This is a genomic window from Bradyrhizobium genosp. L, from assembly GCF_015624485.1.
Lineage (GTDB): Bacteria > Pseudomonadota > Alphaproteobacteria > Rhizobiales > Xanthobacteraceae > Bradyrhizobium.
In genome coordinates this window covers 2,461,562-2,486,389 of the sequence record NZ_CP061378.1, presented here as the reverse complement: position 1 = coordinate 2,486,389, position 24,828 = coordinate 2,461,562, and the positions used below count along the sequence as shown (strand labels likewise).

General features: G+C 65.1%; 20 protein-coding genes. 10 read left to right on the top strand and 10 right to left on the bottom strand.

The features are described from left to right. Positions 1–13 precede the first annotated feature (13 nt). Positions 14–889 carry an SDR family oxidoreductase gene (locus IC762_RS11460; protein WP_195788905.1) on the top strand — a complete coding sequence of 292 codons (876 nt, stop codon included), beginning with the start codon at positions 14–16 and terminating at the stop codon, positions 887–889. Positions 890–1,129: 240 nt separating this feature from the next. Further along, on the top strand, positions 1,130–2,710 hold the full coding sequence (locus IC762_RS11455; protein WP_195788904.1) for a fatty acid--CoA ligase: 1,581 nt from the start codon (positions 1,130–1,132) through the stop codon (positions 2,708–2,710). Positions 2,711–2,880: 170 nt separating this feature from the next. On the opposite strand, the gene IC762_RS11450 is transcribed toward IC762_RS11455, so the two are convergent. Next, positions 2,881–4,155, bottom strand: coding sequence for an acyl-CoA dehydrogenase family protein (locus tag IC762_RS11450; protein WP_195788903.1), 1,275 nt, complete (start codon positions 4,153–4,155; stop codon positions 2,881–2,883). A gap of 220 nt (positions 4,156–4,375) precedes the next feature. Between IC762_RS11450 and IC762_RS11445 the strand changes: the two genes are divergently transcribed. Then, the gene (locus tag IC762_RS11445) at positions 4,376–5,155 is read left to right on the top strand and encodes an enoyl-CoA hydratase-related protein (protein WP_195788902.1); all 780 of its coding nucleotides are present in this window, start codon (positions 4,376–4,378) and stop codon (positions 5,153–5,155) included. A 268-nt stretch (positions 5,156–5,423) separates the two neighbouring features. On the opposite strand, the gene IC762_RS11440 is transcribed toward IC762_RS11445, so the two are convergent. From IC762_RS11440 to IC762_RS11430, 3 genes are read right to left on the bottom strand one after another with little or no spacing between them, the layout of a single operon-like run. Continuing rightward, positions 5,424–5,789, bottom strand: a complete 366-nt coding sequence (locus IC762_RS11440; protein ID WP_195788901.1) for a DUF6285 domain-containing protein — start codon at positions 5,787–5,789, stop codon at positions 5,424–5,426. 1 nt (position 5,790) lies between these two features. Then, complete coding sequence (locus IC762_RS11435; RefSeq protein ID WP_195788900.1) at positions 5,791–6,777, bottom strand: phosphotransferase family protein; 987 nt, start codon at positions 6,775–6,777, stop codon at positions 5,791–5,793. After that, positions 6,774–7,568 carry an enoyl-CoA hydratase/isomerase gene (locus IC762_RS11430; RefSeq protein ID WP_195788899.1) on the bottom strand — a complete coding sequence of 265 codons (795 nt, stop codon included), beginning with the start codon at positions 7,566–7,568 and terminating at the stop codon, positions 6,774–6,776. Before IC762_RS11430 ends, IC762_RS11435 begins: the two co-directional genes overlap by 4 nt. Positions 7,569–7,718: 150 nt before the next feature. Between IC762_RS11430 and IC762_RS11425 the strand changes: the two genes are divergently transcribed. The 5 genes from IC762_RS11425 (at position 7,719) to IC762_RS11405 (ending at position 11,704) form a co-directional block, all read left to right on the top strand. After that, the gene (locus IC762_RS11425) at positions 7,719–8,501 is read left to right on the top strand and encodes an SDR family NAD(P)-dependent oxidoreductase (RefSeq protein WP_195788898.1); all 783 of its coding nucleotides are present in this window, start codon (positions 7,719–7,721) and stop codon (positions 8,499–8,501) included. A gap of 324 nt (positions 8,502–8,825) precedes the next feature. Continuing rightward, positions 8,826–9,203: a VOC family protein gene (locus IC762_RS11420; protein ID WP_195788897.1), complete on the top strand. Its 378-nt coding sequence runs from the start codon at positions 8,826–8,828 to the stop codon at positions 9,201–9,203. A 159-nt stretch (positions 9,204–9,362) separates the two neighbouring features. Then, entirely contained in the window at positions 9,363–10,637 is a 1,275-nt protein-coding gene (locus tag IC762_RS11415) for an acyl-CoA dehydrogenase family protein (protein ID WP_195788896.1), read from the top strand. Between the two features lie 162 nt (positions 10,638–10,799). Continuing rightward, positions 10,800–11,414 carry a flavin reductase family protein gene (locus IC762_RS11410; protein ID WP_195788895.1) on the top strand — a complete coding sequence of 205 codons (615 nt, stop codon included), beginning with the start codon at positions 10,800–10,802 and terminating at the stop codon, positions 11,412–11,414. Positions 11,415–11,428: 14 nt separating this feature from the next. Then, entirely contained in the window at positions 11,429–11,704 is a 276-nt protein-coding gene (locus tag IC762_RS11405) for a GNAT family N-acetyltransferase (protein ID WP_195788894.1), read from the top strand. 168 nt (positions 11,705–11,872) lie between these two features. Here IC762_RS11405 and yghU read toward each other — a convergent pair whose 3' ends face one another. Beyond that, positions 11,873–12,757 carry a glutathione-dependent disulfide-bond oxidoreductase gene (gene yghU, locus IC762_RS11400; RefSeq protein WP_195788893.1) on the bottom strand — a complete coding sequence of 295 codons (885 nt, stop codon included), beginning with the start codon at positions 12,755–12,757 and terminating at the stop codon, positions 11,873–11,875. A 237-nt stretch (positions 12,758–12,994) separates the two neighbouring features. On the opposite strand from yghU, the gene IC762_RS11395 reads away from it, so the two are divergent. Both IC762_RS11395 and IC762_RS11390 read left to right on the top strand, forming a co-directional pair. Further along, positions 12,995–14,128 (top strand): nitronate monooxygenase, encoded by a 1,134-nt coding sequence (locus IC762_RS11395; RefSeq protein WP_195788892.1) that lies wholly within the window; start codon positions 12,995–12,997, stop codon positions 14,126–14,128. Between the two features lie 141 nt (positions 14,129–14,269). Beyond that, the gene (locus IC762_RS11390) at positions 14,270–15,781 is read left to right on the top strand and encodes an acetyl-CoA acetyltransferase (protein ID WP_195788891.1); all 1,512 of its coding nucleotides are present in this window, start codon (positions 14,270–14,272) and stop codon (positions 15,779–15,781) included. Positions 15,782–15,949: 168 nt separating this feature from the next. Here the strand turns inward: IC762_RS11390 and IC762_RS11385 are convergent, their stop codons facing one another. The 5 genes from IC762_RS11385 to otnI form a co-directional block, all read right to left on the bottom strand. Further along, complete coding sequence (locus tag IC762_RS11385; protein ID WP_195788890.1) at positions 15,950–17,149, bottom strand: efflux RND transporter periplasmic adaptor subunit; 1,200 nt, start codon at positions 17,147–17,149, stop codon at positions 15,950–15,952. Then, positions 17,136–20,321 carry an efflux RND transporter permease subunit gene (locus tag IC762_RS11380; protein WP_195788889.1) on the bottom strand — a complete coding sequence of 1,062 codons (3,186 nt, stop codon included), beginning with the start codon at positions 20,319–20,321 and terminating at the stop codon, positions 17,136–17,138. Before IC762_RS11380 ends, IC762_RS11385 begins: the two co-directional genes overlap by 14 nt. 559 nt (positions 20,322–20,880) lie before the next feature. Next, positions 20,881–22,572 (bottom strand): methyl-accepting chemotaxis protein, encoded by a 1,692-nt coding sequence (locus tag IC762_RS11375; protein ID WP_195788888.1) that lies wholly within the window; start codon positions 22,570–22,572, stop codon positions 20,881–20,883. Between the two features lie 178 nt (positions 22,573–22,750). Beyond that, positions 22,751–24,040 (bottom strand): 3-oxo-tetronate kinase, encoded by a 1,290-nt coding sequence (gene otnK / locus IC762_RS11370; RefSeq protein WP_195788887.1) that lies wholly within the window; start codon positions 24,038–24,040, stop codon positions 22,751–22,753. Further along, positions 24,037–24,819, bottom strand: a complete 783-nt coding sequence (gene otnI / locus IC762_RS11365; protein WP_195788886.1) for a 2-oxo-tetronate isomerase — start codon at positions 24,817–24,819, stop codon at positions 24,037–24,039. Before otnI ends, otnK begins: the two co-directional genes overlap by 4 nt. Between the last annotated feature and the right edge of the window lie 9 nt (positions 24,820–24,828).

Genomic DNA, 24,828 nt, shown 5'->3' with positions numbered 1-24,828 from the left:
GTGGGAGGAAACCATGTTCTCTGATCAGCTTCTCGTGGGGCGGCGCATTCTGGTGACCGGTGGCGGCACCGGCCTCGGCAAATCGATGGCTGCGCGCTTCCTGCAACTCGGCGCCGAGGTCCACATCTGCGGCCGTCGCAAAAGCGTCTGCGACGAGACCGCGACCGAACTGATGGCCGAGCATGGCGGCCAAGTCGTCAGTCACGGCGTCGACATCCGTAATGCCATGGCGGTCGACGAGATGATCGAGGCGATCTGGACCACCAGCGGTCCCCTCACCGATCTGATCAACAACGCCGCCGGCAATTTCATCTCGCGCTCGGAAGAACTGTCGCCGCGCGGCTTCGACGCCGTCGCCAACATCGTGATGCACGGCACCTTCTACGTGACGCACGCGGTCGGCCGGCGCTGGATCGCCGGCGGCCATCGCGGCAACGTGGTGTCGATCACCGTGACCTGGGTGCGCAACGGCTCGCCTTACGTGGTGCCGTCGGCGATGAGCAAGTCGGCGATCCACGCCATGACGATGTCGCTTGCGGTCGAATGGGGCCGGCACGGCATCCGCCTCAACACCATCGCGCCGGGCGAAATCCCGACCGAGGGCATGAGCAAGCGCATCAAGCCGGGCGACGAGGCCGGCGCGCGCACCAAGGCGATGAACCCGATGGGTCGGGTCGGCACCATGGAGGAGTTGCAGAACCTCGCGGTGTTCCTGATCTCCGGCGGCTGCGACTGGATCAACGGCGAGACCATCGCCATGGACGGCGCCCAGGCGCTGGCGATGGGCGGCAACTTCTATCAGCTGCGCGATTGGAGTGACGACGACTGGACCACGGCGCGGGAGTCGATCAAGGCGCAGAACGAGAAGGATCGCGCGGCAAGGGGGTGAGCGGCGCGCACCAAACTTTTCGCCGTCGTCCCGGCGAAGGCCGGGACCCATAACCACAGCTGTTTGTTGTTTGTGCACGCTGCGGCCGCAGCGCCGTACCAAATGAACATTTGTGGTTATGGGTCCCGGCCTTCGCCGGGACGACCGTGTTGAAACATCGCGGTCCTCAGCCCCGTATTGTCTTTGCCCCCGGATGCCGCCACACTCCGCGCAACCAGAACAAGACGCTCCGGGAGAAACATGTCCGCTGCAAAGCAACTGACCAACCTCGCCGACATGGTGCGCGACCGCGCGCAGAGCCTCGGCGATGCCATGGTCTATGAATTCGAGGGCCGCCACACCAGCTTCGCCGAGTTCGACATCAAGACCAACCGCGTTGCCAACGCGCTGATCGCCATGGGCGTCAAGAAAGGCGAGCGCATCGCCTATCTCGGCAAGAACAGCGATTTCTATTTCGAGCTGTTGATGGGCGCGATGAAGGCCGGCGTGGTGATGGCGCCGGTGAACTGGCGGCTTGCCGGACCCGAGATCGCGTTCATCGTCGACGACTGCAAGGCGCCGGTGCTGTTCGCAGGCCCGGAATTCATCACGCAGGTGCGCAACATCCGAGGCAAGATCCCGAGCGTTCGCACCATTATCACCACCGAAGGCGGCGCACCGGAATGGCCCGACTATCTCGCCTGGCGCGACGCCCAGAGCGGCGACGATCCGAAGGTGCCGATCGAGCCGAAAGACATCGCGATCCAGCTTTACACTTCCGGCACCACGGGCAAGCCGAAGGGCGCGATGCTGTCGCACGCCAACTTCCTCAATCTGGTGCAGACCGGCAACGAGGCCGAGAAGCCGGAGTGGAATCGCTGGACCACCGACGACGTTTCGCTGGTCGCGATGCCGATCTTCCACATCGGCGGCTCCGGCTGGGGCGTGATGGGGCTCTATCACGGCGCCCGTGGCGTGATCGCGCGCGAGTTCGATCCGACCAAGGTGCTGGACTTCTTCGAACAGTCCGGGATCACGAAACTCTTCATGGTGCCGGCCGCGATGCAGTTCGTGGTGCGGCAGCCGCGTGCGCGGCAGGTCGACTTCTCCCGCCTGAAATACATGCTGTATGGCGCCTCGCCGATCCCGGCTGCGCTGCTGAAGGAGTGCATCGAGGTCTTCAAATGCGGCTTCGTGCAGATGTACGGCATGACCGAGACCACCGGCACCATCGTCGCACTGCCGCCGGAAGACCACGTCGAGGGCCTCGACCGCATGCGCTCGGCCGGCAAGGCACTGCCCGGCGTCGAGCTTGCGATCCTCGATTTCGAAGGCAAGCCGCTGCCGCCGGGCGAAGTCGGCGAGATCGCCACCCGCTCCGGCTCCAACATGGCCGGCTATTGGAACCTGCCCGAGGCGACCGCGCGTACCATCGACGGCAACGGCTGGCTGCGCACCGGCGATGCCGGCTACATGGACAGCGACGGCTATCTCTACATCCACGACCGCATCAAGGACATGATCATCTCCGGCGGTGAGAACATCTATCCGGCCGAAGTCGAGAGCGCGCTGTGCGATCACCCCGACGTGGCGGAAGCCGCGGTCATCGGCATCCCCGACGACAAATGGGGCGAGGCGGTGAAGGCAGTGGTGGTGATGAAGCCGGGCAAGACCGCTGATGCGACCGACATCATCAACTTCACGCGCGAGCGGATCGCCGGCTACAAGACGCCGAAGACAGTCGACTTCATCCCCGCGCTGCCGCGCAACCCGTCGGGGAAGATTTTGCGGCGGAGCCTGCGTGAACCGTACTGGGCGGGCAAGGACCGGCAGGTGAATTAAACTCCTCATGTCGTCCCGGCGAAGGCCGGGACCCATAACCACCGCCGTCCGTTGTGGCACGACGCTGGGGCCGTATCTCGTTCAACCAATAAGCAACTGTGGTTATGGATCCCGGCCTTCGCCGGGACGACGGCGGAGAGAGCGGAGCGCGTCATTTCCTCTCGGAACCCTCAGTGCTTCCCTGCCCCCATGTAGCCGAACAGGAAACCGGCCACCTTGCGCTTCTGGATCTCCTCGCTGCCCTCGGTGATGCGATAGCGGCGGTGATGGCGGTAGATGTGCTCGAACGGCTTGTGGCGGGAATAACCCATGCCGCCATGCACCTGCATCGCGCGGTCGGCGGCTTCGCAACAAAGACGGTTTGCCCAGAAATTGCACATCGAGACCCGATCCGACAGCGTGTGCTCGACCTGCGCTTGCGTCAGCTGATCCATTTCCCAGGCGGTCTTGCGGATCAGAAGCCGCAGCATCTCGGCCTGGGTCGCCAGCTCGACCAGCGGCCACTGGATCGCCTGGTTCTCGGCCAGCGCCTTGCCGAATGGTTTTCGCTCCCGGGCATATTTCACGCTCTCGTTGATGCAGTAGACGGCAGCGCCGAGCGAGCTCGCCGCCTGGCGGATGCGGTTCTCGTGCACGAAGCATTGCGCCAGCGACAGGCCGCGGCCGACCTCGCCGAACAGCGCGTCTTCAGGGACGAACACCTCGGTGAAAGAGACGCGCGGATGATCGGTCGGCATGTTGAAGGTCCACATATACTGCTCGACCTTCACGCCTTCCGATTTCGCCGGCACCAGGAAGCAGGTGATGCCGCGCGCGTCGCCGTCATTGCCGCTGGTGCGCGCGAACAGCGCGCAATGCGTGGCGACATGCATGCCCGTCGTCCACATCTTCTCGCCGTTGATGATCCAGCCCTTGATGTTGTCGCGCGTCGCCGGGGCTGCCCTCGTCTCCATATGCGTGGCGTCGGAGCCGTGCTCGGGCTCGGTGAGGCCGAACGTGATGCGGTACTTGCCGGTGATCGAGCCGTCGATCATCGCCTTCTGCTCGTCGGTACCGTAGCGGTCGAGCATGGTCACGATCGGCAGGTTGCCGACGATCGAATGCTCGTTCTGCAGATCGTTGTGCAGGCCGAGCCCTTTCGAGGCGAAATGCTCGCGGATCACGGCCATCCAGAGATTGGAGCCGTCCTTGCCGCCATAGCGCTTCGGGATCGCGAAGCGCATATGGCCGGCGGCGTCGGCCAGGTTCTTCGCCTTGCGCAGCAGCGCTTCCCATTCATGCCGCGGCAGGCCGCCATTGTCGAAATCGGTGCGCGCCCATTCGCGGCGATGATCGAAGAAGCGGATGTTGTCGTCGGCCTCTTCCAGTGGCTTGATTTCGCTTTCGATGAAGCGGTCGAGCTCGGCGAGATAGGCTGTCAGGTCAGCCGGCAGATTGAAATCCAAGGCGATCTCTCCCGGAGATATCGTTGATTCTGGTTTTGTGTTTAGGCGCTATCGCGCTTCGGCGCTCGGATCGATTAAGGTGAGATGCGCGCGGCCAAGTCAAGCTGAGGGAGCGCACCTGCACGCGCCTGCGCCTTGCGGAATTGGATGGCACGGAACGACGCGCAGGCGCTAGGATGCGCCGCATATTCTTCGCCACAGAAAATCGACGGGAGCCAACATGGATCTGAAATTCTCCAAGGTGACGCGCAAGGGTCCCATCACCATCGTGACGCTGTCGCGACCCGAGGTCTACAACGCGCTGCATATCGACGCGCATTTCGAGCTCAACAAGGTGTTCGACGAGTTCTCCGCCGACCCTGAGCAATGGGTCGCGATCGTCACCGGCGCCGGCGACAAGGCGTTCTGCGCCGGCAACGACCTGAAATGGCAGGCGGCGGGGGGAAAACGCGGCTGGGACAAGGGCGGCTTCGCCGGGCTGACCACCCGCTTCGACTGCGACAAGCCGATCATCGCCGCCGTCAACGGCGTCGCGATGGGCGGCGGGTTCGAGATCGCGCTGGCCTGTGACCTGATCATCGCCTCCGAGAATGCGACCTTCGCCCTGCCCGAGCCGCGCGTCGGCCTTGCGGCGCTCGCCGGCGGCCTGCAGCGGCTGCCGCGGCAGATCGGGCTGAAGCGCGCCATGGGCATGATCCTCACCGCGCGCCATGTCAGCGCCAAGGAGGGTTTTGAGCTCGGCTTCGTCAACGAGGTGGTGCCGCAGGGCGAAGCGCTCGCGGCCGCCGAGCGCTGGGCCGAGACCATCGCCAAGAACTCGCCGATGTCGATCCGCGCCTCCAAGCAGACGATCCAGAAGGGCCTCGACATGTCGCTGGAACAGGCGTTGACCGAGCAGCGCGATTTCCCCGCGGTGAAAGCGATGGCGGCCTCGCAGGATTACATCGAGGGCCCGAAGGCATTCTCGGAGAAACGGCCGCCGAAGTGGCTGGGGCGGTAGCGGCCTCTGTTGCACGGCATTGACGGACAGGAGCCGAGCAAATCGCTCCCTCCACGCGTCGTCCCGGCGAAGGCCGGGACCTATACTCCGCGGCCGAAGTTGTGATCGGGATCGTCGTTCCAGCGGTGCTCGACAGCTGACATTTGTGGTTATGGGTCCCGGCCTTCGCCGGGACGACAGCCTGTAGGATGGTAGAGCGCAGCGAAACCCATCAACACCGTCCGCGCGTCGCGATGGGTTTCGCTTCGCTCTACCCATCCTACGGCTCCTACAGCTCCCTCTTGTAGGACGCGTAGTTGGGTTGATCGACGGCGAGCTTGTCTATGGTGGTCTGCCAGAGATGCTCGGCCAGCCCTGGCGTTTTCAGGTCCACGTCGCCACCGGCAATCTTTTCCGACAGCGCACGGTTCAGCTCCGCCAGCGTGCCTTCAGCGCCGAGCAATTGCTTCAGCCGCTCCGCCTCGGCGGCGTCGCTCTCTCCGGCCAACGCAAGCTGGCGCGTCACCAGGTCGAGCGCATTGATCCCGACGCGCAGCTTGAAGCTGTTATGGCCCTTGATCGCAGGCGCGATTTCGTTGCGCAGGAAATCGGCGACGGCCTTGATCAGTTCGGTAGGAGTCGGTTCGTCCTGCATCTCAGTGCCCTCTCGGCGCCAATAGTCGCAGCAAATCGATCTCGGTTTCCGATGCGCGGCGGCCGATCATCGCGCGTTCCATCGAATGATCCGGGCCGGAACGAAAACGCTGCATCATGCCGCAGCACATCACGCCCCAGCGCAACGTGCCCATCACCTCCCAGAACATCACGCGGTCCGGATCGGCCTTGCGGCCGGCTTCCGCATAGCCCGCGAACAGCTCCTCGCGGGTGCCGAAGCCGCCGACCGGCTTGTCGATCTCGCCGAACCGCCAGGAGTTGACGCAGATCCAGCCCAGGTCCTCCATCGGGTCGCCGGTATGCGCGAGCTCCCAGTCGAGCACCGCGCGCACGCCGTCGGGGCCGATGATCAGATTGCCGTGGCGGAAATCGCCATGCACCAAGGTCACCTCGGATGACGGGCCGGGATCGTGATCACGCAGCCAGCGCAGCGCCAGCTCGAACACCGGCCGCGGCCAGTCGAAGCTGTGATATTCGCGCGCGAGATCCTCGATCTCCCTGGTCGCGCTCATGCTGCGCAGCTCCGGCAGTTTGCTCTTCGGCAGGCTGTGAATGCCGGCGATGACGCGGCCGAGCTGGCGGGCCAGGATCGGCCGCGCACCGGCGAATTCCTCGTCGCGCAAAATCTTGCGCGCGATGGTCTCGCCTTCGATGCGTGCCATGATGAAGCCGCGGCCGAGACCGTCCTCGGGTTTCAAGACGTGCATCACCTTCGGCGACGGCAACCCCGCATCGTGCGCGAGCTGCATCAGCGTGGCCTCGGCGTCGAGGCCGGCGGCGCGGCCCGGTGCAGCACCATAGCCCGGCGGCGCGCGGCGCAGAATCGCGCCGATAGTGCCGCTGGGGTGCACGATGTCGAACGTCCAGGTCTCCTGGCTGGCGCCGCCGGAGAGCTTTGCCGCGCCAGTCACGCCCGTGGCGCCGGGATGAAACGACGCGACGCAGCGCGTCAGGTCGGTCTCGATCATTTGCCTTTGAACTTTGCCGGTCGCTTCTCGAGGAACGCGCCGACGCCTTCCTTGAAGTCTTCGGTGCTGCCCGCCGTGCGCTGCGATTCGAATTCCAGGTTGAGCTGCTCCTCGAAGGAATTTTCCGGGCTGTCCCAGTACAGTGTGCGGATCAGCGACAGCGCCACCGTCGGGCCGCTGGCGAGGTCGTGCGCGAGCTTCATCGCCTCCTCCATCAGCACGCCATCGTCGTAGACGCGGTTGACCAGGCCCCATTCCAGCGCCTTCTCGGCCGGCAGCTTTTCGCCGAGCAGCGACAGCTCGACCGAGCGCGCCTTGCCGATCAGCCGCGGCAACAGCCAGGTCGAGCCGCAATCCGGCACCAGGCCGATGCGACGGAACGCCTGCAGGAAATAGGACGAGCGCGCGCACAGGATCATGTCGCCCATCAAGGCGAAGCTCATGCCGGCGCCGGCCGCGGGACCATTTACCGCCGTCACGATCGGACAGTGCAGCTTACGCAAACGACGCAGGAACGGATGGAAACCGGTCTCGAGCGCGGCGCCGGCATTGCTGCGGCCGGGCTTGGCTTGCGCGTTGCGGCCCTGCAGATTGGCGCCGGTGCAGAACGCGCGGCCGGCGCCGGTGAGCACAAGGCAACGCACCTCGTCGCGCTTGTCCTCGATCGCATCGAGCGCCTCGGCGAGACCGCCCAGCATGTCCATCGAGACCGCGTTCATGACCTCCTGATGGTCGAGCTTGAGGATCGCGACCGATCCGTCGAAGTCGAGCGTGACGTGCTTGAACTGCATGGTTTCCTCTCTTTCGGCGGTTGGTACCGCAGTAGGTCGCATCTGATACGTCGACCCATATTTGATTTTTGCGCCGGGCTTGTCCATGGTTGGTCCAGACCCGTTCTTGAGGCGCACGATTAACGCGCGCCACAGCAAATGGAAACCCCAATGAGTGGCATCTTCGATCTCTCAGGCCGCGTCGCCGTCATCACCGGTGGCAATGGCGGCATCGGCCTCGGCATCGCGCAGGCGCTCAATGCCGCCGGCTGCAACGTCTCGATCTGGGGCCGCAACGGAGAGAAGAACGCCAACGCCGCGGCCTCGATGGCGGCCGGCCCCGGCAAGGTCGATGTGCAATTCTGCGACGTCAGCGATCCCGGCTCGGTCAAGACGGCGATGAAGGCGACGCTGGACACATTCGGCCGCGTCGACGGCTGCTTCGCCAATGCCGGCATCGGCGGCGGCGGACGGCGCGCCTTCATCGACCGCACCGAGGAGGAATGGCGCAAAATGTTCGCGACCAATCTCGACGGCGTGTTCCACGTGTTCCAGGCGGCGGCGCGCCACATGACCGAGCGCGCCGAGGCCGGCGACAAATTCGGCCGGCTGGTCGCGACCTCGAGCCTCGCCTCGCTGTTCGGCACCGCGCGCAACGAGCATTATGCCGGCACCAAGGCGGCGCTGAACGCACTGTGCCGCGCGCTCGCGGTCGAGCTCGCCCGCCACGGCGTCACCGCGAATGCGATCCTGCCCGGCTGGATCAAGAGCGACATGACCGCCGGCATCATGGCGAACGACAAATTCGTCGCCAACGTGATGCCGCGGATTCCGGTGCGCCGCTTCGGTGAGCCGAGCGATTTCGGCGGCATTGCGGTGTATCTGATGAGCAAGGCATCGTCGTATCATACGGCGGATTGTTTTGTGATCGACGGCGGGTATACGGCGTTTTAGGGCCCGCTCCATCACCGTCGTCCCGGCGAAGGCCGGGACCCATCACCACAGGGTCGAGCCGTTGAAGCGGGCTGTGGCCCCAGCGTCGCGTAACAATCACCTTCGGTGGCTATGGGTCCCGGCCTTCGCCGGGACGACACTGAGTATGTTGCGCCGCTCGTAAATCATAGGTCCGCATTCTGTACTGTCCGAGCTTTGCTTGTCGTTCGGAGCTCGCGCCAAGACGCGCGCCCCGGAATGACGAGGGGAAGAGTTTTGCTTTCGTCGCGGCAAGACTGCTGCTACCGTTTGATCGATCAATAAGAAGAGAGGGAGATATTTCCGATGTTTTCACACGTGATGATCGGCACCAACGATCTCGACAAGGCCAAGGCGTTCTACGATAGCCTGCTGGCCACGCTCGACGTCCGGCCGGCCAGGGTCGACGGTCACCGCATTTTCTACATTACGAAGACGGGCATCTTCGGGGTCTCCAAGCCGATCAACGGTGAGCCCGCGTGTCACGCCAATGGCGGCACGATCGGCTTTGCCTGCAATTCGCCCGAGCAGGTCGAGGCCTGGCATGCGGCCGGCGTCGCCGGTGGTGGCAAGTCGTGCGAAGAGCCGCCGGGTGTGCGCGAGGGCGCTGCCGGAAGGCTTTATCTGGCCTATCTGCGCGACCTCGACGGCAACAAGATCTGCGCGATGCACCGCATGGCGTGACGCCTGCCCCGCGCGAGCGACGGCGTTCAAACAACGTTTGAAACGCCGTCGCGATATTCCGCGATGCGGTAGCGATCGTCGCAAAACGGTGCTCGCACTTGGCACCGCCCACGTCTATTGTCCGCGCCAACGCTGGCTTTGCCGATGGGAGAAACGTCAATGAAACACGCCTATGTGCCGCGCACCACCAACTACACGCTCAACCCGGGCGACGAGTTGAACGATCTGCGCATGTCGGAGCAGGTCCGGCCGCTCTACGATCACGTCAAGCAGTTCATCCGCGACACGGTCGAGCCGATGTCGGTCGAGTTCTATCGCGCCGGCGAGAAGAAGACCGACCGCTGGAGCTTCACCGATCAACAGCTCGCGGTGCTGCAGAAGGCCAAGGACAGGGCCAAGGAAGTCGGCCTCTGGAATTTCTTCCTGCCCGACGCCGAAACCGGCGACGGCCTCAACAACCTCGACTACGCCTATATCGCCGCCGAGCTCGGCAAGAGCCCGCTTGCATCCGAGACCATGAACTGCTCGGCGCCCGACACCGGCAACATGGAGGTGCTGGAGCGCGTCGGCACCAAGGAGCAGAAGGAGAAGTGGCTGAAGCCGCTGCTCAACGGCGAGATCCGCTCGGCCTATGCGATGACCGAGCCAAACGTCGCCTCCTCCGACGCCAAGAACATCTCGACCACGGCGAAGCTGGTCGGCGACGAGTGGGTCATCAACGGCGAGAAATATTACATCTCCGGCCTCGGCGATCCCCGCTGCAAGATCATGATCGTGATGGTGAAGACCAATCCGGATGCAGCACCCAGCAAGCAGCAGTCGCAGATCCTGGTGCCAAAGGACACGCCCGGCGTCGAGATCCTGGGTCCCATGCACGTGTTCGGCCACGACCACGCGCCGCGCGGCCACATGCATCTGCGCTTCAACAATGTGAAGGTGCCGAAGGAGAACATGCTGCTCGGCGAAGGCCGCGGCTTCGAGATCTCGCAGGTCCGCCTCGGACCGGGCCGCATCCATCACTGCATGCGCACCATCGGTAAGGCCGAGAAGGCGCTCGACATGATGGTGCAGCGTGGCCTCACCCGCGAAGCCTTCGGCAAGAAGATCGCCCATCTCGGCGGCAACATGCAGATCATCGCGCAGGCCCGCTGCGAGATCGAATCGATGCGGCTGATGGTGCTGAAGGCGGCCAAGGCGATGGACGTGCTCGGCAACAAGGAAGCCCGGGTCTGGGTCTCGATGGTGAAGGCGATGATCCCCGAGCGCGCCTGCAAGGTGATCGACCAGGCGATCCAGATGCACGGCGCCACCGGCATCTCGCAATGGACCCCGCTCGCTGAAATGTACCAGGACGTCCGCCACCTCCGCTTCGCCGACGGTCCGGACGAGGTGCACTGGATGGTGGTCGGAAGGCACGAGCTGAGCATGCCGTAAGACCCGTCTTCCCCTTCTCCCCGCGTACGAGGAGAAGGTCGGGATGGGCGAGCTTCGTAGGGTGGGCAAAGGCGCGCTTGCGCCGTGCCCACCATCGAGAGCAATGCAAGAAGTGGTGGGCACGCTGCGCTTTGCCCACCCTACGACATCCGGGATCGTCTCATGGAATACGCCCCCGAAGATCTCACCCAGCGCGAACGCTACAAGGTGCTGACCTCGTTCGTGCTGCCGCGGCCGATCGCCTGGGTGACGAGCGTGGACGACAATGGCGTGGTCAATGCGGCACCGTTCTCGTTCTTCAACGTGTTCTGCGAGGATCCGCCGCTCTGCATGTTCGCGGTCAATCGCCGACCCGGCGGCAAGGAGAAGGACACGCTGGTCAACATCCGGCGTACCGGCGAGTTCGTGGTCCATCTGACGGACGAGCCGCTGGCGCGCGCAATGCATGAGACCAGCGGCGACTTTCCGCCGGAGATCGGCGAGCCGGATTACCTCGGATTGAAGCTTGCGCCCTCGCGCAAGATCGCGGTGCCCAGGCTTACCGACGCGCCATGGGCGATGGAATGCAAGACCTGGAAGCTGATCGACGTCAACGGCGACCGCCAGCTCATCATGGGCGAAGGCATCCACTTCCACGTCAGAGACGAATTGTGGGATCACGATGCGATGCGCGTGCACATGGAGCGCTATCACCCGATCGGCCGCATGTTCGCCGACCGCTACTGCCGCACCGACGACCGCGTGGTGTTTCCGCCGGCGGAAGGCGCCAAGACATAATCGAGGACGGCAGAATGAGCGACACTTTCCGCGACAACGAGGCGCAAACCCGGTTCGAGCTTCAGGTCGACGGCGCGACCGCCTTCGTCGTCTATCGCAAGACGCCTGATACGATCACGCTGGTCCACACCGAAGTGCCGCCGGAGCTCGGCGGCCGCGGCATCGGCTCGAAGATCGCACGCGCCACGCTCGATGCGGTGCGCACGCAGGGCCGCAAGCTCGTCGTCACATGCGAGTTCATCCAGGGCTTCATGAAGAAGAACCCGGAGTATGACGATCTGCTGGCGTGATCTCTCAGCTCCCTCGCCCCGCTCTTGCGAGGAGAGGGGCTCTCACCACGTAGACGCGAGCAGACGTATTCGCGGAGACTCCCCTCACCCGAAATGCAGGCTGCGCCCGAATTTCGACCTCTCCCCGCAGGCGGGGCGAGGTGAAGCGAGACGGCCTCGCAACGAACTTTACGACGTCGCCGCGCCCTCGCCGATCTTGTCCTGTGTCTGCGTGTCGAAATCGCCGGCGTCGTGCCGCTCGTGGAGCTGGCTCGACGGCTCGCCCCAGGTGCGGTTGACCATGCGGCCGCGCTTCACCGCGGGCCGCGCGGCGATCGCGTCGGTCCAGCGCTGCACGTTCTTGTAATCTTGCACCGAGAGGAATTCGCCGGAGGCGCCGTAGAGCAGGCCCTTGGCGAGGCTGCCGTACCACGGCCACACCGCCATGTCGGCGATGGTGTAGACGTTGCCGGCGAGATATTCGTTGTCGGCGAGCCGGCGGTCGAGCACGTCGAGTTGACGCTTCACCTCCATCGCGAAGCGGTCGATGGCGTATTCGATCTTGGTCGGCGCATAGGCGTAGAAGTGCCCGAAGCCGCCGCCGAGATAGGGCGCGGCGCCCATCTGCCAGAACAGCCAGGAGAAGGTTTCCGCACGGGTCTTGACGTCGGTCGGCAGGAACGCGCCGAACTTTTCCGCGAGATAAACCAGGATCGAGCCGGATTCGAACACCCGAATCGGCTCCGCCGTGCTGCGGTCCATCAGCGCCGGGATTTTCGAGTTCGGATTGACGCCGACGAAGCCGCTGCCGAACTGATTGCCGTCGATCTTGATCAGCCAGGCGTCGTATTCGGCGCCGGTGTGGCCCGCTGCCAAAAGCTCCTCCAGCATCACGGTGACCTTGACGCCATTCGGCGTCGCCAGCGAATAGAGTTGCAGCGGATGGCGGCCGACCGGCAATTCCTTGTCATGGGTGGGGCCGGCGATCGGCCGGTTGATGCTGGCGAAGCGTCCGCCGCTGTCCTTGTTCCAGGTCCAGACTTTTGGCGGCTCGTAGGCGGGGGTGTCGGTCACAGTTGGCTCCTGGTTGCGATCTTGCTCGGTCCGATAAGATACGTGCACTACATGGTGGGCACGCTGCGCTTTGCCCACCCTGCGAAGCCTGCTTTTTCTATGGAGCGGAATGCGTCCCTGGCACAGCGCCTGCACGCAAGATCGGCCCGGCCGAAACCCGCTTGGCTTGGCGGCGGCGCATGCTAGCGTTGCGGCACGCCGAGAAGCACGAGAAGCGGCCGTCGGGAGAGACCATCGATGAAATCACCGATCTGCGACATGCTGGGGATCGAATTCCCCCTGCTCGCCTTCAGCCATTGCCGCGACGTGGTGGCGGCGGTCAGCCGCGCCGGCGGCTTCGGCGTGCTCGGCGCCACCGCGCATTCCCCTGATACGCTCGAGCAGGAGCTGAAGTGGATCGACGCCCATGTCGACGGCAAGCCCTATGGCATCGACGTGCTGATCCCGGAAAACATCTCGACCGCGGGCGAGAAGAACGTCACCTGGAAGAGCCTGGAGGCGCGCATCTCGCCGGAGCACCGCGACTTCACCCGCAATCTGCTCAAGAAGCACGACATCGAGCTCGCGACCAGCAACGTCGCCGACAACGCGCCGCAGCCGTTCGACGGCGAGACTGCGCTGCAGCTGCTCGACGTCTCCTTCCGTCATCCGATCAAGCTGATTGCGAATGCGCTCGGCGTCCCGCCGAAGACGATGATCGAGCGCGGCCGCGCCCATGGCGTGCCGGTTGCAGCTCTCGTCGGCGCCAAGGAGCACGCGCTGCGCCAGGTCGCGGCTGGCGTCGATATCCTCGTGGTGCAGGGCACCGAGGCCGGCGGCCATTGCGGCGAGGTCTCGACCATGGTGCTGGTGCCCGAGGTGATCAAGGCGATCAAACCGATCCGCGATGTGCCGGTGCTGGCGGCCGGCGGCATCATGACGGGCAGGCAGATGGCGGCCTGCATGGCAATGGGCGCGGCCGGGGCCTGGACCGGATCGGTGTGGCTTGCCACGGTCGAGTCTGAGACTTCGGAGATCTTCCGCGAGAAGATGATCGCGGCCTCCTCGCGCGACGCGGTGCGCTCGAAGGGCCGCACCGGAAAGCCGGCGCGACAGCTCCGCTCGGTCTGGACCGATGCATGGGAGCGCGCGCCCGACAGCCCCGGCGCGCTGCCGATGCCGCTGCAGAGCATCATCAGCCGCGACGCCTTCAACGCCATCGACCGCTCGGCAGCCGCCGGCAACGTCAAGGCGCGCGACCTCGTCAGCTATTTCGTCGGCCAGGGCGTCGGCCTGATCGACAGCGTGAAATCGGCCGGCGCCGTGGTGCAGGAGTTCAAGGAGGATTTTGCCGAAGCCGTCGAGCACATGAATGCGCTGGTGGCGGAGTAACAGTCCCTCCCCGTCATTGCGAGGAGCGCAGCGACGAAGCAATCCACCGCTCCGCGTACGCGGTGGAATGGATTGCTTCGCTTCGCTCGCAATGACGCATAGAACGAACATCGAGTCTAATCTCAGGGCATAAGAACAAGAATGTCGAACAGCATCCCCGAAGACCGCATTCCCGTCATCGTCGGCGTCGGCGAAATCGTCGATCGTCCGAAAGACATCGCGGCAGGACTCGAACCGCTCACGCTGCTCGAGCAAGCGCTGCAGCGCGCCGAGGCCGATAGCGGCGCAAGGCTGCTCTCCGAGGTGCAGTCGCTCGACGTCGTCAACTTCCTGAGCTGGCGCTACCGCGATCCCGAGAAGCAACTGGCGCAGCGGCTCGGCATTGCGCCAGCACACCTCTACTACGGCCCGGTCGGCGGCGAGAGCCCGATCCGCTATCTGCACGAGGCGGCGCAACGCATCGCGCGCGGCGAATGCAGCGTCGCCGCGGTGTGCGGCGCCGAGGCCCAGTCGACCGCGACCAAGGCGCAGCGCGCCGGCGTCGAGCTGCCGTGGACGCCGTTCACGCATGACGTCGAGGAGCCGAAACGCGGCGCCGCATACCAGAAGCCGATGGCGGTGACGCTCGGCGTGTTCAGGCCGATCACGGTCTATCCGCTGTATGAATCCGCGACGTCGGCGGCATGGGGCCAGGCGCCGCGCGAAGCGCTCAAGGAGTCAGGCGACTTGTGGGCGACCTATGCGCGGGTTGCGGCCGGCAATCCGAACTCGTGGCTGAAGAAGTCTTTCACCGGCGAGGAGATCACGACGGCGACGCCGGACAATCGGATGATCGCCTGGCCCTACACCAAACTGATGGTGGCGAACCCGACCGTGAACATGGGCGGCGCACTGATCCTCACCAGCCTGGCCAAGGCGCGCGCCGCCGGCGTGCCGGAAGACAGACTGATCTATCCGCTCGGCGGCGCGTCGGCGGAAGAGCCGCGCGACTATTTGATCCGCGACCAGTTCGTCGAGAGCCACGCGCAGACCGCGGTGCTGAAGGCGGTCATGGACCTCGTCGAGGGCGACGGCAGGAAATTCGACGCGATCGAGCTCTACAGCTGCTTCCCCTGCGTGCCGAAGATGGCACGGCGGACGCTGGGCCTGGGCGCCGACGTGCAGCCGACCGTCACCGGCGGCCTCACCTTCTTCGGCGCGCCGCTCAACACCTACATGACACATGCGGCCTGCGCGATGGTGCGCAAATTGAGAAGCGGCGGCACGCTCGGCCTGCTCTATGGCCAGGGCGGGTTCGTCACCAAGCATCACGGCCTGGTGCTGTCGCGCGTGGCACCGCAGGCAGAGTTGAAGCAGGCGACCTCAGTGCAGGCGGAGGCCGATCGCCATCGCGGCACAGTGCCCGAGTTCACGACGGACGCGCGCGGCAAGGGCAAGGTCGAGGCTTTCACCGTGATCTATCGCGGCAATGGCGAAGTCGAGCACGGCGTCACCATGCTGCGCACCGAGGACGGCCGCCGCACGCTCGGCCGCGTGCCGGCGAGCGACACGGGGACGCTCGAGCATTTGCAGAACATGGAGCGGACGCCGGTCGGGACGACCGGCGACATCGTCACCGCCGTCGACGGCATGCTGGAATGGCGGGTGGGGTAAAGAATCGTAGGGTGGGCAAGCGAAGCGTGCCCACCATCACGAGCAGTGCATGAAATGGTGGGCACGGCGCTAGCTAACGCGCGTTTGCCCACCCTACGCATCGGACTGGTTGAAGAACGTGGATGCCCGGGTCAAGCCCGGGCATGGCGAAGTAAGGAGCTTCTGCTCCTACCCCTTCACGTCCTGCTTTTCGGAGGCGGTCGGCTTGCCTTTGGCGCCGGCGCCTGTGACGCGGACTTGGTCGCCGTCGGCGAGACCGTCCGGCGGGGCGGTGATGATGCGGTCGTCGGGGGCGAGGCCGGAGGCAAGCTCGATCTCCTTGCCGAGGTCGCGGCCGATCGTGACCGTCTTGAACAGCACCTTGTCCTCGGGCGTCACGGTGGCAACCCGCAGGCCGTTGCTGTTGAAGATCAGCGCGCTGGCAGGAATGCTGAGCGGCATGGAATCGCGCTGCAGATTGAGCTTCACGCTGGCGTAGCCGCCCGGCATCAATTCACCGGAGGAATTGTCGAGCCCGAGCTGCATCCGCGTCGTGCCGGAAGCGACGTCGACCGCCTGCGAGGAGGCCTCCACCGTGGCTTGGAAGGTGCGGTTCGGATATTCCGGCATCGTGAGCGCGGCCTTGGCGCCGATCTTGATCGCAGGAACGTAGTTCTGCGGCACGTTGACATAGACGCGCAGCTTGCGGACGTCCGAGATCGTGAACATCGCGGGGCCCGTCGTGCCGCCGGCATTGATCAGCGCGCCGACGTCGGTGTCGCGCGAGGTGACCACGCCGTCGAACGGCACCGTGATCTTCTTGTAGCCGGCGAGCGCTTCCAGCCGCTCGACATTGGCCTGATCGGCCTTCACAGCGCCGTTCTTGTTGGAGAGGTCGGCGGTGCGCTCGTCGATCTCCTGGGCGGAGACGAAGTTCGAGGCCACCAGCGTCTTGCGCCGGGCCAGCGTGGCTTCCGACAGCTTGGCGCTGGCCTGGGCGCTGGCGAGATCGGCGCGCGCCTGCAGCAATTGCTGGTCGAGGTCGGGCGCCTCGATCTCGGCGATCACCTGGCCGGCCTTGACCCGGGCGCCGATGTCGGCGTTCCAGCTCTTCAGGTAGCCGGACACCCGGGCGAAGATCGGCGCGCGGGTATAGGCCTCGAGCCGGCCCGGCAGGTCGAGCGTGGGACTCAGCGCCTTGGCGTTGGGCAGCGAGACCGCGACGCTTGGAACGGCCTGGTCGTCGGTCCATTCCTTCAGCCGCGTGTCCTGCTCCTCACGGGCGCGAATTCCGGTGCCGACGATCAGCCCTGCGCCAATCAGCGCCACCACGCCGAAGATGCCCAATTTCCGGTGCGAAACCGGGGGGCGTTGTTCAGTGGGCGGCATGCGGCATCTCCGATGAGGCGGCGGCGGCGACTTTGGCGCCTTGTTTCTTGTGTACCATACTGAATACCACGGGAACAAACATCAGCGTCGCGAAGGTTGCAAAGATCAGGCCGCCGATCACGGCACGGCCGAGCGGGGCGTTCTGCTCGCCGCCCTCGCCCAGCCCCAGCGCCATCGGCGCCATGCCGATGATCATGGCAAGCGCGGTCATCAGCACTGGGCGGAACCGGACGAAACCGGCTTCCAGAGCAGCCGCGACGGGGTCGCCGAGCTCCTCGTAGCGCTCGCGGGCAAAGCTGATCACGAGCACGCTGTTGGCGGTCGCGACGCCCATGCACATGATGGCGCCGGTCAGCGCAGGAACCGACAGCGTGGTCTGGGTCGTGAACAGCATCCAGACGATGCCGGCAAGCGCCGCCGGCAGCGCCGTGATGATCACGAACGGGTCCGACCAGGACTGGAAGTTCACCACGATCAGGAAATAGATCAGCACGATCGCGCCGAGCAGGCCGAACAACAGGCCGGTGAAGGCCGCGTTCATGGTCTGCACCTGGCCGAGCAGCACCACGGACGAGCCCTTCGGCACCTCCTTGGCGGTATCGGCGATCAGCTGGCGCACGTCGGTCGCCACCCCGCCGAGATCGCGGCCTTGAGTCGTCGCGTAGATCTGCACCAGCGACTGGATGTCGTATTGCGAGACCACCGCGCTCGAGGTCGCGCGCTTGATGTCGGCGATGCCGCCGAGGATCGGCGCCTGGGTGTTGCCGGTCGCGGTGATCGGCAGGGTCTGCAACGCGCTCAAGGAGTCGATCTGGTATTGCGGCGTCTGCATCACGATCGAATACGACACGCCGTTGTCGGGATTGAGGTAGTAGGTCGGCGCGACCTGCGAGGAGCCGGCGAGGTTGACCACCAGCGCATTGGTGACGTCGCGCTCGGTCAGGCCGACATATTGCGCGCGGGTGCGGTCGACATCGATGTTGAAGGTCGGGTTGTTCGGCGACTGCTGGATGCGCGCATCGGCGATGCCGGGAATGCGCTTGATCTTCGCCAGCAGCTTGTTGGCGTAAGCGAAGTTGGCTTCGAGATTGGCGCCGCGGATCTGCAGGTCGATCGGCGCCGGCGCGCCGAAATTGAGGATCTGGCTGACGATGTCGGCGGGCAGGAAGGCGAAACTGGTACCCGGGAACAGCCGCGGCAGCTGCTCGCGCAGCGTGCGCACATGCTGCGCGGTCGGCTTGTGGCCTTCCTTGAGGCGGATCTGGATGTCGCCGTCCTGCGGGCCGATCACGCCGGTGTTGTTGTAGGTCATGTTGATGCCGGAGATCGGCATGCCGATGTTGTCGGTCATGGTCTCGATCTCGCCGGGGACCAGCTTGCGGATCGCCTTTTGGATATCGGCGAGCTGGTTGGCGCTCTCCTCGACGCGGGTGCCGACCTGGGTGCGGACGTGCATCAGGATGTTGCCGGCATCGACGGAGGGGAAGAAGTTGCGCCCGAGGTACGGCACCAGCACGAACGAGGCGGCGACGACCATCAGGAACAGGCTCACGAACACCTTGCGGTGGCCGAGCGCCATCTCGAGCAGGCCGCGATAGCCGCTGCGGATGCGCTCGAACCGCGCCTCGAAGCCGCGCTGGAACCAGACCAAGGGGTTGCGCGATTTCGGCGGTCCGCCCTCGTGGTGGACGTGGGCGTGCAGCAGATAGTTCGCCATGGTCGGCACCAGCGTGCGCGACAGGATGAACGACCAGATCATCGCGAACATCACCGCTTCCGCCATCGGCACGAACAGGAAGCGCGCCACGCCGGTCAGGAAGAACATCGGCACGAACACGATGCAGATGCAGAGCAGCGAGACGAAGGCCGGCGTCACGATCTGGTTGGCACCGTCGAGGATCGACTGCTCGACCGGCTTGCCCTGCTCGAGGTGGTAGTTGATGTTCTCGATCGTCACCGTGGCATCGTCGACCAGGATGCCGACGGCGAGCGCCAGCCCACCGAGCGTCATGATGTTCAGCGTCTCGCCGATCGCCGACAGCATGATGATGGCGCCCAGCACCGACAGCGGGATCGACACCGCGATGATGACGGTCGAACGCCAGCTGCCGAGGAATAGCAAGATCATCACGCTGGTGAGCAGCGCCGCGATCACGCCTTCGAAGGCGACGCCGGTGATCGCGCCGCGGACGAACACCGACTGGTCGCCGATGAAGCCGATCTTCAGCGCATCCGGCATCTGGTCCTTGACGTCGATCACCTTCTGCTTGATGCCGGAGATGATATCGAGCGTCGAGGTCGCGCCCGCCTTCAGCACCATCATCAGCACCGAACGGTTGCCGTCGACGTGCACGATGTTGGTCTGCGGCGGGTTGCCGTCGCGCACCGTGGCGACGTCGCGCACATAGACCATGGCGCCGTTGACCTGCTTGATCGGGAGGTCGCCGAGCTCCTCGAGCTTGAGCGGCGAGTTGTTGAGATTGACGGTGTATTCGAAGCCGCCGATCTTCTGGGTGCCGACCGGCGTGATCAGGTTCTGGGCGGCGAGTGCATTGGCGACGTCCTGGCCGGACAGGCCGCGCGCCTGCAGTGACGTCGAGTTGAGGTCGATCTGAACCTGGCGCTGCTTGCCGCCGAACGGGTACGGGATCGCGGCGCCGGGCACGGTGACCAGCGGCGTCCGCAGCTGGTTGATGCCGATATCGGCGAGATTCTGCTCGGTCAGGCCGTCGCCCGACAGCGCGACCTGGATGATCGGCACGGTCGAGGCGCTGTAGTTCAGGATCAGCGGCGGTGTCGCACCCGGCGGCATCTGCTTCAGCAGAGTCTGCGAGATCGCGGTGACCTGGGCGTTGGCGGTGCGGATATCGACGTTGGGCTGGAAGAAGATCTTGATGATGCCGACGCCATTATAGGAATTGGCGACGATGTGCTCGATGTCGTTGACGGTCGTGGTCAGCGCGCGCTGGAACGGTGTGGTGATACGCCCGCTCATCTGGTCCGGCGGCAGGCCGGTGTACTGCCAGACCACGCCGATCACGGGGATGCGGATATCCGGAAAGATGTCGGTCGGCGTGCGCAGCGCCGCCAGCGGTCCGATGATCAGGAGCAGCAGCGCGAGCACGACGAAAGTATATGGCCGGCTCAGCGCGATACGGACCAGTGCGATCATAAAAGTGGCATTCCCGAAATAAGCCCGCCCAAGGCAATGGAATCGGCGTTTCCAACGGCCGATCTACCCGATAGAGGGTGAAAGGCCAACCCACGCAGGCACGGAGCCCTTCACTTCCTTGGCATAGCTCGCAAAACGCGCGCGGCTGGAGCCAGCAGCGCGAACCGCCGGATGGCTGCTTTTCCCGCGCGTCAGGCCGCCCGCACGTTGCTCAGGAACCGGCCGACCTCGAGCTTGAGGCGGTTGCTGTCACCCGAAAGTGACTGCGCCGCGCCGAGCACCTGCGATGAGGCCGATCCGGTCTCGACGGCGCAGCGCTGCACATAGCTGATATTCGCGGCCGGCTCGCCGCGCGCTCGGGATGCGGGAGTGTTTTGTTGCGACCACCTCTTCTGCGATGGGCCTCGTCGCGCCGTGGCAAATTATCGCGCGTGGAACTACGGTTGGTTAACCGCGCCTTCCGTTGAATGACGGAGCATGCGACACCGGCAACACACCAAGAAAAATGCCCGGCCTGCAACGGCCGGGCATTCTCCAACGTGTCATCTTGCAATCTATGTCAGGCCGCGCGCACGGCGTCGAGGAATTTGCCGACCTCGAGCTTGAGGCGGTTGCTGTCGCCGGAGAGCGACTGCGCCGCAGACAGCACCTGGCTCGAGGCCGAGCCGGTTTCGGTCGCGCCGTGCTGCACGTCGCTGATGTTGGCCGAAACCTGCTGGGTGCCATGGGCGGCCTGCTGCACGTTGCGCGAGATTTCCTGGGTCGCCGCGCCCTGCTCCTCGACTGCGGCCGCGATGGTCGACGAAATCTCCGACAGGCGTTCGATGGTCGAGGAGATCTCCTTGATCGCGCCGACCGATTCCTGCGTTGCGGCCTGGATGCCTGCAATCTGCTGGCCGATCTCGCCGGTCGCCTTCGCGGTCTGCTCGGCGAGCGCCTTCACCTCGGAGGCGACCACCGCAAAGCCGCGGCCGGCCTCGCCGGCGCGCGCGGCTTCGATGGTGGCGTTCAGCGCCAGCAGGTTGGTCTGGCCGGCAATGGTGTTGATCAGCTCGACGACGTCGCCGATGCGGGATGCGGCCTTCGACAGCTCGCTGACGCGATCGTTGGTGGTGCGCGCCTGGCCGACGGCGTCTCCGGCCATCCGCGCCGATTCCTGCACCTGGCGGCTGATTTCGGTCACCGAGGACGACAGTTCCTCGGTCGCCGACGCCACCGACTGCACATTGGCGGAGGCCTCCTCGGAGGCTGCGGCGACCGTGGTGGTCAATTCCTGCGAGCGCTTGGCGGTCGAGGACAGCGTGCCGGCGGAGGCTTCGAGCTGGGTCGAGGCCGACGACACGGTCTGTACGATCTCGCCGATCATCTGCTCGAAATTGCGGGTGATGCCATCAACCCGGCGGCCGCGCTCGATCTTGGCTTCGGCGTCCACGGCGGCAGCCTCGTCAGCGGCCTTCTTGGCGATCAGGGCTTCCTTGAACACCTGAAGCGTGTCGGCCATTGCGCCGATCTCGGTCTTCTCGCCCTGGTGCGGCACGGTGGCGGTGAGGTCGCCGCGGCCCAGCGCCTGCATCGGCGCGATGATCGAGGCGATGCCGGCCGAGACGTCGCGGATCATCATGAAGCTGACGCCGACGCCAATGACGACGGCCGCGCCGATCATCAGGCAGAGCAGCATGAATGCCGAGGAGAAATTGTCGGCTGCGTCCTTCGCGGCCTTGTCCGCGCCGGTGTTGTTGAGATCGATATCCTTGCGCATGATCTCATCGGCCTCGAGGCCGATCTTGTTCACGGTCTTGGTATTCAGCTCGTGAGCGTCGTGCGGAAACTTGCCGGCTTCCTTGCGCGACAACGCCATCACCTCTTCGGTGCCCTTCCGGTAGCGGTCCCAGGTGTCGGTCCACTGCTTGTAGAGCGCCCGCTCTTCCGGAGAGGTGATCATCGCCTCATAGGTCGCGCGGAATTTGGTGTTGGCGTCGATCACCGTCGCAAGGGTCTTCTCCTGCGCCAGCTTCTCCTCGAGCGTCTCGGCGAGCATGTGCTCGCGGATCACGTTGCGGTAGGTGATGACGCCGGCGCGAAGATCGCCGAGCACGCGGACGCTGGGCAGCCAGCTCGTCGTGATGTCGACGGTGTTGGCGTTGATCGCCCGCATGCTCTGCACCGCGAGCAGACCCATCGCCATCATCGCGACGAGCAGGAACGCAACCACGGCGATGATCTTGGCGCGGATCGAGAATTTGGCGAACATCGTGATGCCTATTGATGTCGGGCTCGCGAGACCCGAAAGGTGCGGAAAATCGGCTGCTGGCGCGGCGGGACGCCGCAGGCATCAAAGCCAGCGTCCCACCTTCGTTACGGTTAATTTGGTTCCCCGTTGAACTACGGAGACGCCGTTACCGCCGTGACATAAGCCGCGACGGCGTGTGTCAGCGCATCAGGGCAAGCGCATCCGAGAAGAATTCCGGTCCGCCGAAATTGCCTGATTTCAGGGCAAGCAGCATCTCGCCGCTTGCCGCGCCGACCGCGCGCAAAACCGGAACCCCCGCAGCGATTTCAGCGCCGACCAGGAAGCCGGGAATCCGCAAGCGATCGACCACGGCGCCTGAAGTTTCACCACCGGCAATCACCAGTCTGCGCACGCCCGCGCCGACCAGTCCCTCGGCGAGGTCGGCCATCGCCTGCTCGATGGCATGTCCGACTGCATCGCGGCCATGCCGGGATTGCAGAGCTGCGACATGCTCGGGTGTCGCGCTGCTGGCGATCAGGATCGGGCCCTCGCCGAGCCGTCCCTTTGCCCAGGAGAGCGCACGCTGCGCCTCATCCTTGGTCGTGACGATCCGCTCGGGATCGAGATGCAGCACCGGCATCCGTTTTTCGGCGCCGGCGATCTGCTGCAACGTCGCCTGCGAACAGCTGCCGGCGAGGCAGGCGGCGGGGCCGCCGACCGCCATCTCCGGCGTTGCATTCGCCGCGGCTGGCTTCACCCTGCCTGAAGCGATCAGACCTCGCGCCAGGCCAAGCCCGATGCCGGAGGCGCCGACCGACAGCCGATGGTCCAGTGCCACCTGCCCGATGGTTTCGAGGTCGCGGTCGAACACGGCATCGATGATCGCGGCACCAATGCCCTTGGCGGCGAGATCGGCGAGCTTGGCCCGGACCGCGTCGGCGCCGCGGGCGAGTGTCGCCAGATCGACCAGCCCGACCTTGGTCCTGCTCTGCCGCGCGAGCACACGCACCAGGTTGGAATCGCGCATCGGGTTGAGCGGGTGGTCCTTCAGCGGGCTCTCGTTCAACGGCACCGCGCCGACGAACAGATTGCCCTGGTAGACGGTGCGGCCGGTCTCCGGAAAGGCCGGCGTCACCAGCACGACGCTGTCGCCGGAATCGGCGCGCAGCGCGTCCATGACCGGGCCGATGTTGCCGGCATCCGTGGAATCGAAAGTCGAGCAGATCTTGAACAGGACATGCGCCGCGCCGCGTCCGCGCAGCCAGGTCTCCGCGGCGCGCGAGCGCGTCACGGCAAGCCCGGCCTCGATCGAGCGGCTCTTCAGCGAGACGACGACCGCGTCGACCTCGGGCAGCGTGAGATCGGAGGCCGGCACGCCGATGGTCTGCACGGTGCGCAGGCCCGCGCGGGTCAGCGTGTTGGCGAGGTCGGAGGCGCCGGTATAGTCGTCGGCGATGCAGCCAAGAGACAGTTCCCTGGCGAGAGTCATGGCTTTGCTCCGGCGTAGGGCCTGAACCAGGCGAGACCGTCGGTGGTCTTGCCGCGCGGATTGTATTCGCAGCCGACGAAGCCGCCATAGCCGAGCCGGTCCAGCTCATCGAACAGGAACGGATAGTTCAGCTCTTCGCCGTCGGGCTCGTTGCGCGAGGGGATCGAGGCGATCTGGATGTGGCCGATGAACGGCATCATCTCGCGCAGCCGCATGGTGACGTCGCCATGGATGATCTGGCAGTGGTAGATGTCGAACTGCAGCTTCAGATTCGCAATCTTCAGCTCGTTGATCAGGTCGCGCGCGAAGATGAAGTCGTTGAGGAAGTAGCCGGGCACGTTGCGCGGATTGATCGGCTCGATCACGACGTCGACGCCGTGCGGGGCGAAGAACTCCGCGGCATAGGCGACCGACTTGCGGAACGCCGCGACCGCCTTGGCGTCGCTGCGATCGGCGATACCCGCCATCAAATGCAGCCGCTTGACGCCGGTCGCATGCGCATAGGGCAGCGCGGTCTTCAGGCTCACTTGCAGGTCGCTGAAGCGATCCGGCAGCGCGGCAAAGCCCTTCTCGCCGGCGCTCCAGTCGCCTGGCGGCAGGTTGAACAGCGCCTGCGTCAGGCCGGCCGCCTTCAGTCGTTTGCCGACCTCTTCCGCCGGATGCTCATAGGGAAACAGGAATTCGACCGCGGTGAAGCCGGCCTTCGCCGCCGCCTCGAAGCGGTCGAGGAACGGGACCTCGTTGAACATCATGGTGAGGTTGGCGGCAAAACGGGGCATTGCAAAAGT

Bases quoted from the DNA above. Each gene is read 5' to 3' on its own strand.
- IC762_RS11460 (WP_195788905.1), top strand. From the start codon at position 14: ATGTTCTCTGATCAGCTTCTCGTGGGGCGGCGCATTCTGGTGACCGGT.
- IC762_RS11455 (WP_195788904.1), top strand. From the start codon at position 1,130: ATGTCCGCTGCAAAGCAACTGACCAACCTCGCCGACATGGTGCGCGAC.
- IC762_RS11445 (WP_195788902.1), top strand. From the start codon at position 4,376: ATGGATCTGAAATTCTCCAAGGTGACGCGCAAGGGTCCCATCACCATC.
- IC762_RS11440 (WP_195788901.1), bottom strand. From the start codon at position 5,789: ATGCAGGACGAACCGACTCCTACCGAACTGATCAAGGCCGTCGCCGAT.
- IC762_RS11435 (WP_195788900.1), bottom strand. From the start codon at position 6,777: ATGATCGAGACCGACCTGACGCGCTGCGTCGCGTCGTTTCATCCCGGC.
- IC762_RS11430 (WP_195788899.1), bottom strand. From the start codon at position 7,568: ATGCAGTTCAAGCACGTCACGCTCGACTTCGACGGATCGGTCGCGATC.
- IC762_RS11425 (WP_195788898.1), top strand. From the start codon at position 7,719: ATGAGTGGCATCTTCGATCTCTCAGGCCGCGTCGCCGTCATCACCGGT.
- IC762_RS11420 (WP_195788897.1), top strand. From the start codon at position 8,826: ATGTTTTCACACGTGATGATCGGCACCAACGATCTCGACAAGGCCAAG.
- IC762_RS11415 (WP_195788896.1), top strand. From the start codon at position 9,363: ATGAAACACGCCTATGTGCCGCGCACCACCAACTACACGCTCAACCCG.
- IC762_RS11410 (WP_195788895.1), top strand. From the start codon at position 10,800: ATGGAATACGCCCCCGAAGATCTCACCCAGCGCGAACGCTACAAGGTG.
- IC762_RS11405 (WP_195788894.1), top strand. From the start codon at position 11,429: ATGAGCGACACTTTCCGCGACAACGAGGCGCAAACCCGGTTCGAGCTT.
- IC762_RS11395 (WP_195788892.1), top strand. From the start codon at position 12,995: ATGAAATCACCGATCTGCGACATGCTGGGGATCGAATTCCCCCTGCTC.
- IC762_RS11390 (WP_195788891.1), top strand. From the start codon at position 14,270: ATGTCGAACAGCATCCCCGAAGACCGCATTCCCGTCATCGTCGGCGTC.
- IC762_RS11385 (WP_195788890.1), bottom strand. From the start codon at position 17,149: ATGCCGCCCACTGAACAACGCCCCCCGGTTTCGCACCGGAAATTGGGC.
- IC762_RS11380 (WP_195788889.1), bottom strand. From the start codon at position 20,321: ATGATCGCACTGGTCCGTATCGCGCTGAGCCGGCCATATACTTTCGTC.
- IC762_RS11375 (WP_195788888.1), bottom strand. From the start codon at position 22,572: ATGTTCGCCAAATTCTCGATCCGCGCCAAGATCATCGCCGTGGTTGCG.
- otnK (WP_195788887.1), bottom strand. From the start codon at position 24,040: ATGACTCTCGCCAGGGAACTGTCTCTTGGCTGCATCGCCGACGACTAT.
- otnI (WP_195788886.1), bottom strand. From the start codon at position 24,819: ATGCCCCGTTTTGCCGCCAACCTCACCATGATGTTCAACGAGGTCCCG.